This window comes from Corynebacterium sp. Marseille-P3884, from assembly GCF_017942225.1.
Classification (GTDB): Bacteria; Actinomycetota; Actinomycetes; order Mycobacteriales; family Mycobacteriaceae; genus Corynebacterium.
Window position 1 is genome coordinate 126,075 of sequence record NZ_JAGKSD010000004.1, and the last position, 12,443, is coordinate 138,517.

General features: G+C 57.2%; 12 protein-coding genes. 10 read left to right on the forward strand and 2 right to left on the reverse strand.

Annotated elements, in window-relative coordinates; genetic code table 11:
* Positions 1 to 74: 74 nt before the first annotated feature.
* The 9 genes from J5Y21_RS03720 to J5Y21_RS03760 all read left to right on the forward strand — a co-directional run bounded on the left by J5Y21_RS03720 (position 75) and on the right by J5Y21_RS03760 (position 7,106).
* A complete protein-coding gene (locus tag J5Y21_RS03720; protein ID WP_210572977.1) occupies positions 75 to 503 on the forward strand; it encodes a hypothetical protein in 429 nt (142 codons plus the stop codon).
* Between the two features lie 48 nt (positions 504 to 551).
* A complete protein-coding gene (locus J5Y21_RS03725; protein WP_210572978.1) occupies positions 552 to 1,652 on the forward strand; it encodes a hypothetical protein in 1,101 nt (366 codons plus the stop codon).
* A gap of 65 nt (positions 1,653 to 1,717) precedes the next feature.
* Positions 1,718 to 2,995, forward strand: a complete 1,278-nt coding sequence (locus tag J5Y21_RS03730) for an SMI1/KNR4 family protein (protein ID WP_210572979.1) — start codon at positions 1,718 to 1,720, stop codon at positions 2,993 to 2,995.
* A gap of 90 nt (positions 2,996 to 3,085) precedes the next feature.
* Positions 3,086 to 3,685 (forward strand): hypothetical protein, encoded by a 600-nt coding sequence (locus J5Y21_RS03735; RefSeq protein ID WP_210572980.1) that lies wholly within the window; start codon positions 3,086 to 3,088, stop codon positions 3,683 to 3,685.
* Between the two features lie 2 nt (positions 3,686 to 3,687).
* Complete coding sequence (locus J5Y21_RS03740; RefSeq protein WP_210572981.1) at positions 3,688 to 4,089, forward strand: hypothetical protein; 402 nt, start codon at positions 3,688 to 3,690, stop codon at positions 4,087 to 4,089.
* Between the two features lie 17 nt (positions 4,090 to 4,106).
* Entirely contained in the window at positions 4,107 to 4,610 is a 504-nt protein-coding gene (locus J5Y21_RS03745; protein WP_210572983.1) for a hypothetical protein, read from the forward strand.
* 67 nt (positions 4,611 to 4,677) lie between these two features.
* Positions 4,678 to 5,649 (forward strand): hypothetical protein, encoded by a 972-nt coding sequence (locus J5Y21_RS03750; RefSeq protein ID WP_210572985.1) that lies wholly within the window; start codon positions 4,678 to 4,680, stop codon positions 5,647 to 5,649.
* Complete coding sequence (locus J5Y21_RS03755; RefSeq protein ID WP_210572987.1) at positions 5,639 to 6,049, forward strand: hypothetical protein; 411 nt, start codon at positions 5,639 to 5,641, stop codon at positions 6,047 to 6,049. Before J5Y21_RS03750 ends, J5Y21_RS03755 begins: the two co-directional genes overlap by 11 nt.
* A gap of 61 nt (positions 6,050 to 6,110) precedes the next feature.
* Positions 6,111 to 7,106: a hypothetical protein gene (locus J5Y21_RS03760; RefSeq protein WP_210572989.1), complete on the forward strand. Its 996-nt coding sequence runs from the start codon at positions 6,111 to 6,113 to the stop codon at positions 7,104 to 7,106.
* 1,497 nt (positions 7,107 to 8,603) lie between these two features.
* Here J5Y21_RS03760 and J5Y21_RS11645 read toward each other — a convergent pair.
* A complete protein-coding gene (locus J5Y21_RS11645; protein WP_349236924.1) occupies positions 8,604 to 9,413 on the reverse strand; it encodes a MinD/ParA family protein in 810 nt (269 codons plus the stop codon).
* A gap of 1,167 nt (positions 9,414 to 10,580) precedes the next feature.
* On the opposite strand from J5Y21_RS11645, the gene J5Y21_RS03770 reads away from it, so the two are divergent.
* Positions 10,581 to 10,937, forward strand: coding sequence for a hypothetical protein (locus J5Y21_RS03770; RefSeq protein ID WP_210572993.1), 357 nt, complete (start codon positions 10,581 to 10,583; stop codon positions 10,935 to 10,937).
* Positions 10,938 to 10,951: 14 nt separating this feature from the next.
* Here the strand turns inward: J5Y21_RS03770 and J5Y21_RS03775 are convergent, their stop codons facing one another.
* Positions 10,952 to 12,421: an EsaB/YukD family protein gene (locus J5Y21_RS03775; RefSeq protein ID WP_210572994.1), complete on the reverse strand. Its 1,470-nt coding sequence runs from the start codon at positions 12,419 to 12,421 to the stop codon at positions 10,952 to 10,954.
* Positions 12,422 to 12,443 lie beyond the last annotated feature (22 nt).

Consider the following 12,443-nt stretch of genomic DNA (forward strand, 5'->3'; position numbering starts at 1 on the left):
GCGGCGAAACCGGAATCGCGGTTAGCATTTGGCAGACAAGGCCATCTGGAAATTGAGCAATGCCGAGGTACGCGATGGATTTCACTGTGCGCCCGCCTGAGGGGTTCGAGTTGGGGCATACGCAGGACTACTACGAGGGGAAGGTCTCGAACTTCTTTCTGACTGATGCGGTGTGGGGCAAGACTTTCAGGGGCGGTGTCGTCGAGGAGTTCGGGGAGTTGGCGAATGTCTCCGGCGAGTTCACGGGCGATATCGTCACGGCATTGTCGATTGGGGTCAGTGAGGATTCCACGTTGTGCGGGGTTCCGCTTGCCCAGCCGTTGGACCGGGTGGCTCTCCAACTTGAGAGTGAGGGTTTTGCGGTTGAGGGGTGGGAGCAGATCGACGATGACGTAACGATCCTCCACCTGATCACTGATACCGGGAAAATGCAGGTCACTGCAACGCACGGGAAACCCACGGCTGTTGTCTGGGTGATGGGCGCCCAGGGCGCGAAGCAGTAGCAGGCAGTGATGAAGACGCCGGATTGTGAGCCTCTGGCCTGCTTTCTAGTGGCAAGTGGCTGGGAGCGTGAGAACGAGACGTCGTTCTTGCTCAAGGGGCCGTCGCTGGCGTCGCGGTTGGTGCTCGAGCCGTCGCATCCTCTGGGCGATCCTGGAGGTGAGTCGGTGGTGGCGCACGTCAGTGTGCTCGACCCGGCGTTGCGCACGGCATCCAATGACGGGGTAATCTACCGGGGCGCGCCGCAGTCGCTGTTCAACGCGGCGTTGATCGGCAAGGCTTCGAATGCATTGACTACGGCTATCCGGCTGCAGCGTGACGGGGTGCCGGACACTGAGCGTTCTGCACAGTTGCATGCTGATATAATGGGCTTCACCAATGGTGTGTCTGCTCCGTGGATTGCGCAGTGTATTTCTTCCGGCGAACGTAGTGGAAGCGACCGCAGTGAGGCAGATGCGCGGAATTTGGCTGCGTCGTTGCGTTCGTTGGGGGAGGACAGTCTCGCGGTGGAGGTTGAGAAGGACGCCGCTAGGTTCCATTCGGAGCGTGGGGCAGAGGTGCCCGCATACACTGTTGCGGTCTTCATTCCGTCTGGTTGTGCCGGCACGGACACGATTTTCAGCATTGTCGAGGCGTCGAGCGCGGATAGCGCTCCAGATCCGCGACTCGAAGATTACGTGGAGGTTCTCGCGCTTATCGACGGCTTGTCTACCCCACGTGTCCGTAATTCCCGCCTAGTGACTGTGGAGGTTGCGTGGAGTCATTCGGTTCCGGAGGAGCTGCTTGAGGCTGCGGAGCGTGATGGTCTGGGTGTCTGCAATCTGACGACGGGTGAGTTCTATCTGGCTGGCGATGAGGACCCGCGTTTCACATCTGAGATCACTTATCGGCTTGCGTGGGCATCGCCGACGACGGCCGTTCGGGCGTTGGGGTTGATCCGTCGGGGGAGCATCATTGCCGGCGCTGATGCTGATACTGCTGTTTTTCTTCTTGACGATGCGAGCGGGGATGCGCTCACGGTCGAATACGACTTGCTGAGCGGCTCCTACCAGGTTGATCACCGTGCCACCTCGGATAAGAGCGCGCTGCCTGCGCGTTTTTCCTGCGGTTACGAAGAAGCCGTCCAACTGGTGGAGGCGTTCCTCGCATGACCTGAGTCGGTTAGGAATTACTTGTAATCGAGCGCTACTCGGGTTTTTCGTAGACGATGGAGGACATGACTAAGTTTCCTTCGGATCTTTTCAGCGTGTCGGGGCAGCCATGCGACGAAGCCAGGATGGAGCAGATTGAGCGGAATCTTGGTGTTGATCTGCCTGGGCGCTACCGGGAGTTGATCATGGCGACTGGTTGCGGGGATGTGGCCGAAAAGTATGCGTACTCGCGTAGGTACTGTGGGAAAGACGGTACTGATTTCGGGGGCGTGAAGACCTTGTGCGGCAACGGCCCGAACCCGCATTCGGCTTTTCGGTTTGATGTCGATGGTGATGCGTTGAGGATTGCGAGGAAGTGGGAGTATCCGCAGTGGGGTGTGTTGTTCGGTTTCGGTTATGGGAGTGCGCATACTCCGCTGTTGCTCAATGTGAGCAATCCTGCCTACCCGGTGGGGGCGGTTGTTCACCTTGATGTGGAGGTCGGGGAGGAGACCTGTATTTTCGACAGTTTTGATGAATTCTTTGAGGATTTGGTCGACCCGTTTGAGCCGGAGGGGTTTGATCCGTCGGAGCTTGATAGGTCCAAGGTGCGGGCCATCAAGGAGCCTGGCATGGACAACGCGGTCAAGGAACCGAGTGAGGGGCATGCTTCGTCTCCTGCGCGTGAGGTGGTGCATCCGAACCCGGATGCAGGCGGCGGGTTCGGAATTATCGTGAGTGAGCCGGTGGAGGAGAAGTTGTTGTTACCGTCGATTGAGCGACGGTTGCTGTTGCCGCCGCGGTCGACGCCAGCGTTGGATGCTTTCGCTGAGCAGGTGGAAGATAAGTTCATTACGTCGGTTGAGGTTGCCGGTGACGGGTTGTTGGGCATCAAGGTGAATCTTCCTTCGCCGAGTACTGTCGCATCTAGGATTTCTCCGGTTGCCTTGGCGAATGGAGTGGCGTTGGCTGTTCCTGAGTGGAATTACGTGCTTACTCGTGGCAGCGAGGTTGATACGTATCGTCTGCGCGCGAGGGGTTCGGAGTTCGAGTATGCGTCCGCTGAGCTTGTCGATGAGACGCTTGATTTCATCGTCCGTATTTCTATCCCTGATGGGGATGAGGATTTCATTGTGGTGGCTGAGCGTACTGGTGATGAACGGTGGGGTGAGGAGGAGAAGACCCCGTTCATTCGTTCACGGTGGGAGTTTGAGAACAGTGATTGGGCTGTGGAGTATCGGGATGCACACAAGCAGCAGTTTTTCACCTTCACTCCCAGTGTTGATGAGGTCGCGCGGTTGGTGAAGCATTGGCTTGCAACCGGTGGTGATGTCGCTGGTGAGGCTGACTGGCAGAACCTGTAGCAGCGCGATTGCTGTAGGACTGGAGCGTGATGGCTGACAAAGGGGTAGTGATGAGTGATCCGGCGACAGAGTTGGCTGAGGTAAGGAGGCATGATGAACGAAGCAGCAATGGAGGCGGCTGAGGCGGCGGGGTTGCACACTCCGGTGCCATCGCGGCATGAGAAAATTTCCGATGATTTGCTCGAGCATTATGTGTATGGGTTGAGGGACTATATCCGAAGCAAGGAATATACGTCTGATCATGCGACAGAATTAGTGTGCGTAATCAACGAGTTTCTTAAGGCGCGGCATCGGTATTTGTTTGATGCTTTTGAGGAGTGTTATTACGAGGTGCCGACAATTGATTTCCGGAGTCAGGTGTTTTTCTCGTTGGAGCGTTTGGCAGGTAGTCGGGGTGAGCTGCTTGACCGGATGTTGGAGATGTATATGACGGATCATCGCAGTATTGGGTCGACTAGCGAGATGATCAAGGAGTATTTCCAGGTCATGGTGGTCAAGAAGGGCAAGCAGCGGCATTGGGATCTGATTGCACAAAGCGTGGATACTCAGAAAGATGTTGAGTTTCTTACGATGTTGACGTCGAAGTTGCAGGCGAAGTTGGATCGACGTGGTGTGGTTGCGTGGATGCCGGAGTTGGATGATGCTCAGCGGGTGGTTAGTGGCCCGCCTGTGACACTGGAGGATAAGTAGTAGTGGTCATTCCGTTCTATATTTCTTTTAGCCAGGATGAATTTGCTGACCTGGATGGTGGCTCGGTTGGGGCTCGTCGTGACGCGATCGTCGATGCGCTTGAGACGGCGAGTCGTCCGGTGGTGGACATCGACGCGTTTTTCGGTGAGGTAGCTGAGGAGCTTGCAGAGTTCACGGATGAGTCGACGGCGAGCCGCATTGTTTTCGGTGCTGCGGATTGGGACGGCGAGGACGTGACTGATGGGATGCGGATCAACACTCCTGATCAGGTGGCGAGTTTAGCAGCGGTGCTCGACGGGCTTTCGCTGGATGATTTCACTCATCCTGATGAGGTTGAGGCTTTGTCGGATTTCTACATGGATGCGGCGCGGCGTGGGGATGCTGTTGCGGTGTATCTCAGCTAGAGGGGGTTGGTTGTTTCATGTCTGATTTGCCTACGCGTTATGACGCTGTCAGCGACGATGAGTTAGACGTGTTTGTCACGCGTCTTGCTGAGCAGCTTGAGCAGGGGTGTGAGGATGTCGATGCTGTTGCTGGGCTTGCCCGGGTGGTTGATGAGCATGTGTGGGCTCGGCACGGGCAGTATTTCGAGACTCTTTTTCAGTGTTATCTTGCGGAGCCGCGGTTCGCTGTGCGGTTCCACATGTTTAGCTGTCTGGAGCGGCTGACGGGGCATGATCCGGAGTTGTTGGACCTGATGTTGGAGCTTTATGACCGCGACCACCGGACGGTTGAGGCTCCGTATGAGCGCGAGGAGATCAAGGGGTTGTTCCAGTATCTTTTCGCCACCAAGGGCCATCAGCGTCATTGGGATGCGATTGCCCGGACGGCCACGACGGAGGCTGATCGGAAGATGGTCAAAGCGTTGTCCTACAAGATGCGGAAGGCCAACACCAATCCTGTAGATCCGTGGTTGCCCGAATAGTTGGGGGCTTGGGTAGCCGGGTGTCGTCGATAAGTGACTTTCGGATGAGCGTCAGGAGGTTGACCTAATGGGTGGTCCGACCCGTAAGCAGTTGGTGGAGCGGTGGGAGGATTCTTGTACTCCGGAGATGTTGGTTGCTCCGTCTCCTTTTGGTCTGGTTGATGGCCGCGAGGATTTTCGTGGTTTTCATTGGTCGTGTGCTCTCAATCGGTATGGTCTAGCCACTAAGGATTTCTTGCGGGCCGGGCAGGTACTTGACAATGTGGACCTCAGCTACGCCGAGATTCATCCGTTTCAAGCTCGCGAACTGACGTTGAGTAATAGCTACGCCAAGCAAGCGAAGATAATTGTTCAGGACTGGACCTATGGCAGCATTACTAGCTGTGAATTTGATCGGTGCACGATAAAAGGCTCTATGCCTTGGCTCAAGGTATCTGTGGCCAAGTGTGTGTTTCGTTCGTGCAAGTTCCCGGAACTTTTTGCTTATGGGACACGCTACGACCAATGCCACGTAACTGATATGCGTCTCAACGGACCCGTTGGGGGCAGATCGTCTAATCCAGTATTGACAAATGTTTCTGTGAGCGGCCAATGGAAAGAGTGCTCCTTCGAGGAGACGGTTGAGGGGGATCAGCTTGTAGGTTGCGACTTCAGCGATGTCGAATTCGGGGCCTGCTCGTTCCCGTACGTTGATGTACGCAAGGTGGCCGTTCCAGAGAATGTGCGGCGCTATACGGTGTTGAATTGGGAGTCTGTGCATGAAACGATCGCGGATCAGCTGGCGCAGCTCGTCGAAAGTTCTCTAGAGGGCAGCGAGGTTTATAAACAGGCGAGGTTGGCGCGTTCTTTGCTGGAAATGGATGACCGGGGACAACACGAGTCGGCGCCGAGGCCTCGTGGTGCCCGCTACTGTAATGAGCTGAAGGCTGTGGCCGATTGGGGGCACAGTCGTAATTACTTAGTTGAGCTGTATGTGGATGCGGGGGCGGAGTTCATGATTGATCCTGATTTTGAGGAGTTGTCTGGAAATGGGTCTTAACGCTGGGTTTGAGTTCATCGACGGTGAGTGGGCGGTCGGTGATCCGGGGATCGGGCCGGAGGAAGAGTGGATGATCAGTGTTGCTGATCTGTCGATGTGCTCTATCACGATTAGTACTGATGAGGGTGGCAGAGAGTTTTTCTTCGGTGCTAATCCCACGATTGTGTTCGATGTTGATCCGGAGTTGGTTCCGGATTATGACGGTGAGGTTTTCCGTTCCTTTTTCGCCGGTCGTTATCCGGAGGCGGAAGAAAAGATTGTGGAGTTTGCGGAGACGTACCGGATCATGGCTGGTGATACGGAGCCGACGTATGACGGCGAGGTGCGTGATGGTGGCGATCTCGTTGCTAAGTGGTGTGCTGTTTTGGGGATCCCGAGTCCGCTAGAAGCGGCCGAGTAGCCGACATTCAGATTCGGGGTCTGGGGTCAGTCACGTTCGTCGACTAGTGAAGGTTGGTCTGATGACATATTTCATGCAGTTTGATGTGTCGATGAAGGCTATTCGGCCGTCGGATAATACGCGGCTTTGTATGCCGACGCGTGGTGGTGACTTGGAGGTCCACGTCTACGAAGCCGAGCATCGCATAGGTGGTGTTTGTTTGGCAGCTGTTCCGCGCACTGCGGAGAATTTGGCTGTTTTGGGGCTTGGGGCTGATGCGGGAAGCGGGTCGGATTGGATCGTTCCGCCGTTTCCGTTGCTCAAGAATGCGTTTCGTAAAGGCGGGCCTTTTGTTCGGGATGGCAAGGTTGAGTCTGTGCCGGGGGATTTTGATCCTGCGAAGGTCGCGGTTGGTGGGGACGAGTATCGTCCGGGGTTGCCTGGGTTTGTGCCGACGGAGCTTAAAGACGAGATTCCGCTTGATGTTGACAGTGTTGACACGAGCAACTGGAGAATCCGGATTTGGGTAGGCGGGATGGCTACTAGAAGAGCAACCGTTGAGGAGCGTGACTACCAGCTGGTTCCGTGGGTTCTTTATCCGATTGGGTTTTTGGATTTGTGGCTTGAGCAGTATCGTTGCTATCACTTGGGTGTGGATATTCCGACGAAGTTGAGTCGGCCGGATGAGGACATTGATCATGGGGCTCAGGAATCTGAGTCGGCCTCAGGGTTGAAGATGCGTCGTGTTGAGTTGGATGCTTCTGCTGGGGAGTTGGAGGGTCAGCACTCGGTCTATATCCAGGTTGTGGTTGGTTCTGATTTGGATAAGGCTGTGGCTGCAACAGGGCATGAGGCTAATGGGTACTTCCTGGAGGGGTTGGCGGAGTACTTCAAGTCGACGGGTCAGATTGATGGCAGTGTGCAGTTTGATCCGGAGGGGGAGGGGATCGGTATTTACGGGGATCCCAAACACGTCGAGAAGGTTCAGGCTGTTTTCGGTGAGATTGCCGAGGCGCCGGCAGAGATTGCGGGGTTGGTTGAGAAAGCGGAGGCGGCCGGCGTCGAATTCGACGATTAGTCTGGATCCTGCTGGTTTGGTGCTTTGAAAACGCAAGGCATTGGTGGTTGCTGACGGTGTTTGTGAAGTTGGATCCGGAAAACCAGATCAAAGCCGCAAACGCTGAGGTCGTGCGGGTTGTAGAAGCTATAAATCCTGAGCTGGTTCCGTAGCGCTCGTTTTTATCGGTTCATGAACCATTGCAGTAGAGCGGACAGTCCCACAGTGCCTCCGAGGAGGAGTATGCCGATGATGGCGGAGCCAATGAGAATGCCAATTCCCCGCGGTGAAACGGCCGGTTTTGAAGAACCAAAGCGAACGGCCTGAGTCAGGGCGTTTATTCGTAGCTTTTCAGCTTGAATGGCTAGGCGCCCGTCTGTTCGAGGTGGCGCGGTCGGTTCGCTCGAATTTGCGGGTGGTTGCGTTGCAGGCTGCGGTGGGCCAACGTTGACATCGGGTTGGACCGGGGTAGCGCGGTGGGACATAGGTTTAGGTTCTCCTTTAGATCCGTCACAACCTAGGGAGGCTGTCGACGAACCGGCCAATTGCTTCGTCGACTGGATTTGGTGCTGGTGCGGGCGCTGGCGCCGGAGCAGGCGGGGGCGGTGCCACCGTGACACTGGTAACTGTCACTGGGTCTGGTGGCGAGGGAGTCGGCGGCGTCGGTGGTGCCTCCGGCGAGGGCGGTGCTTCCTTGGGCTCTTCTTTCTCTGGTGTGGGAGGCGGTGGAAAGTAGCTTGTTGGCAGCGGTGGAAGTTCGCCGAGTGGCGGAATCTGCTGCTCGGGGACCTCGTCTTTCGAGGCGCCGGGAGCTCCACACGAATTTAGTGTTACAGCCGAGACGGCTAGACAGGCCACAATTGTTAAGCTTCGTGGGTTCTTCATCGTGACAACTCGCTTGCTACCGCGTGTACGGCCTTTATTTGCTCAGCGCTATAGAAGAAGCGCTTCACACCCTCATCCCATCCTTCCGGCGACGCAGGATTGCCTGCAGAACAGAGAAGGCGGGCTGCCGTCAACGAAGCATCATCGATGCTATCCGGATTCGGCTTTCTGCCTTCCTCTACAGCTACTGAGTACTGTTCCCACCTTGATGGCATGATCTGCATTGGGCCTACAGCCACGTCGTTGACCGTGTCACCGTCGGTGGCTCCACCGTCCGTATCTGGAACAACGACAGGTGGCATCTTCATCACTCGCAAACCTCGAAGGGGTTTAGTTGTGATCCCGTTCTCGTCAACGGAGGACTCCTGCGCCCGGCCATGGTCTGAGGCTACTTGCGCGATCGCAGCAATAGTCGGCCAGCCAACAGCGCAGTCTTCGTCAGCTTCGACCCGCCAAGCTGCATATGCATAGGCACGCAACTGTCGTTCAGGGATCCCATACGGCTCCGCGCGTTGTCGCGACCAATCCGATACCGCTTCGATCTCGTCGTATCTTACTGGCTCGGGAGGCTCAAGGCGTGGGGCGCAGGCGGTCAGCATGACAGCTCCAACTGCCGTAACCAGCGTCGTCAACCTAGTGCGTGGCATGGGAGTTATTCCGTGCACCAAAGTCCTGTGCCACCGTGGCGGCGAGCTCCTGATAAGCCTGCAGTGTTGGCTTTGCGAGGCGGTCAATGTCCACAGCGGCGCCCTCTGCCAGATGGCGGTCGTAGGGGATGACATGCACTGCGCGGGTGCGGGCGCGGAAGTGTTCGATTAGCTGGTTGAGCTCCACAGTCGGCTTTCCGGGCGCAGAGGTCGACACGACGACCACTGCGTTGGCAGCTAGCTGTTCGTAGCCGTGAAGGTTCAACCAATCGAGGGTTGCTGAAGCAGACTGAGCGCCGTCAAGCGCAGGCGATGTCACCAGCACGAGGGTGTTGGCGAGGTCTAGCACACCGCCCATGGCAGAATGCATCAAACCGGTGCCACAGTCGGTGAGAATGACATTGTAATGGTGCTGAAGGATCTCGATTGCGCGACGGTAGTCTTCCTCGCTGAACGCTTCAGATACTGCGGGATCGCGTTCCGATCCGATGACTTCGAGCCGGGATGGTGCCTGGTCCGTGAATGTACGAACTTGCGGGTAACGTTTCGTTTCCTCTGCGTTCAGCAAGTCTCTGATTGTGGCGGATCCCGGAGCGACTACACGTTGTGCCAAGGTCCCGAGATCTGGGTTGGCGTCAACTGCGATCACACGGTCGCCGCGCTCCTTGGCGAAAACACCGCCGAGCGCCACGGTTGTCGTCGTCTTACCAACACCGCCCTTCAAACTCATGACAGCGATGCGGTAATCGCCGTGGAGCGGTGCGCGTACGGCCTTGAGGAGGCGTTCTTGAGACAATTCCTGCTTCGACCCTCCCAGGTTGATTCGGCCGCCGGTGATGCGGTAGACGAACCTGCGCCACCCCTGCTTCGGTGGAGCTTTGACCGGGTTGATCAGATTGGACTGGTCTAGTGCGGTTGGAGGTGTCAGTTGTACCTGCTGATCGGGCTGTTGATTCTGGATCGGAGGTGTGTGAACGTGCGGGGACTCTTGCGGCTGGGGGTTGAACGTGGGCTGGGGAGAGTGGCTCGGATCCTGGTATTCAGGGACGACCTGTTGCCTCGTGTGAGGAACCTGCTGTGATTCTGGGGTGCGGGTATGCTCAGTTGGCTGCTGTGGCTGAACCTCCTGCTGTGGTTCAGGCGCATAATGGCGCGGAGACTGCTGCTCCTGAGCATGGCGCGGAGACTGCTGCTCCTGAGCATGGCGCTGCGGAGACTCGTGTACCGGCGAGTGGTGCCGCGGTTCTTGGGCGGCCCGATCAGTCGGGGAGGGCCAAGGCTGGGCAAAATTCGGCTGGTATTGTTGCGGTGCGCTGGGCTGTTCCGGTTGAGGCGGCTGTGGATTTTCCGAAGGACGCGGCTGCGGCTGTTGAGGTTGACTATTTGGCCCGTATTGGAGCCATGACGGGAGCGACTGCTCGTTGCCGGGGTGTTGGTCCACGTTTCCCTCCTTCGTTCAGCCTCGCTATTCTTAGAGAGGCTATTGGAGTCTCATGGTAGTTATAGCGAACAACTTGTCTATCTGAACTTTAGCGAAAGCGGTGATGTGCCGGTGTCAGTGTTTTCTCCGGCGGAGCTCTGCCGCAATTTGTTGGCCTCAGGAGCTATCGCGCATTCCCAGCGGGCTACCCCGCGTGATACTGACAGGCCGATGGTCATTGCCGTTGCGGCCTTGGGCGAGCAGCTGCTCACTACCTCCACTACGGCTCTAATCTCAGCAGTGCTCGGCGCCGCTGTACGGCCGCCCGTGGTAGCTGTCGATGGTGATGGAATCAACCAGCCTTTGCGTGGTGTACTTGGATCGAGTGGGGCCGGAGACTTGATCAGCTTGGCGCATCTCCCAGGCCGTGATCTAAAGCGTTCCGCTATTGAGAGCTACGCGGACACAACTTGTGCAACCCCTCTGCTGAGTGTTCGCGCTGATAATCCAGAACCGGTAGTTTCGGAGACTCTGCTGAACGTTGTGCAGCGGGCGTCTCATCGGTGGCCGGTCGTTGTCGTCGACCTGCCGTTCACCTGCGGCGGAGAGTTGATTGCAGCGGGCACAGCCATGGCGACGCACGTGGTTCTTCTTACGGATAAGTATCACCCTGGGCACCCGTGGCTGTACCAAGCCGGCCACCACCTCACTGTCCCCGCACAGAGCGGCCGCGTCACAGTGATCAAGGTGGGCGCTCAGCCAGCTGAAACCGACCCGCAGGATACCTTGACTCTTCCAGCGACCGGGATGGGCAGGAGCGCGCGCGACCGGCTTATCGTTCCTGATGATGCATCGGCCGTGATTCAGTACAACCAGCTGCTTTCTAGGCTCTACAACTAGATGCCTGAAAAGCCTTATGTGGTCGCCCAGTAGTACTGGTAGAGACCCTGGCATGCCAGGATAAGTGGAATCACTGCGAGGCAAACAATAACGTCGAGGAACGAGAGCGTCCTCGCATTGCGAGCCTTTTGAACCTCGTCACGCGACGGAAGCTGCAGCACCAACATCAAAAGCAGGGTCACGATGAGTGTGGCGATCGTCGCGATCCACACCCAGAGGTCGGTTGTCGTAGAGGGACCCCACCACACATCTGGCCGAGTAATCGTCTGCCAATCTTCCTGCCCCCAACGGACCAAGGCTCCAGCAATCAGTGACGCCCCGAGAATTCCAACCGAATTCAGCACCGTGATGATACGTGCGTCCGCGAATCCATTCTGACGAAGAACCGTCGCAACGACCACCATCAATGCGATCAGCCCGTGTTGCCACACCGGGCTCGTGGCAAGACACAGCACAACTCCGAGTGCTAGTGCAGCTGCAGCCCAGGCAGCTCCTCGGCTGGCTGCTTCGGCACGCCGAGAATAGGCGCGGATAGCCTCTCGTTTCACGGGGTCACCAGCGTCATTCTGACGGATCAATGTTGGAAGCCCGGTCGCGCGAAGCCCGACGGACGGGGCGATGAGCAGAATTAGGATCGGAACCCACGCCCCCCAAGCGCACACTGCGTAGATATTCGCTCCAGCCATGACAGCACCTGCCACAGCAGCCGCGAACACCGAAGCGACTGTGCAGGCCACTACACCCGCGAGTCCTCCGGCTGCCACGCGACGACCTGCTGCCCAAACCGCGGGGGCAAAGGCTATGGCTACAACCGCTACCCACCACGGCACTGCTTCAGTCGCAGGCAGGGAAGCGAAGAAAACCCGCGCCGTCGCTGCAGTCGTGTAAGGAATCGCAAAACCTAGCCAGCGCATCCAGCTGTGTCGTCTCCACACAGCGAGCCCAAAAAGCGTAAGAGTCGCAATCCAGGCTGCCCCAAGCATGAACCAACTTTCAGGCGTTAGCGGTAGCGATTGGTTCCAGATTCTGGCATCGGTGGTGAGAGTGGTGAGCGTCAGCACGGCAGCTACTACTCCGAAAACCCCGCTTGAGCGCACCTCCCCGGAGTATCCCCACTGCGCAGCAGCGATTGTGTTCCGGACTTCAGCCAAGGCGTCATCCACGAATGGCGTGTGTGCAGCTTCCTCACGACGCGTGAGGTACAGCTTGTCGCCGTCTTGAACGTTGAATTCTGCCAACGTGGCGTGAGGATCGATGGCGCCGGTTTTCGGCAACGACAGCACCCAGGTGTGAGTATCTGCGGTGGCGATAGACGACTGTGCATCGGTGGGCGCTCCGGTTGACGTTCTTTGTGCCTTTTCATGTTGATCCAGCAGCTCGACTATGTCGGCGACGATATCCACGGCGGGCCGTGATAAAGGGAGCGAAACATCGAGTTGGCGCTCGTCGTGGAATACGCTCACGCGAACAAAAGGATGACTCATGCCCTTAATAGTTACACAGTCA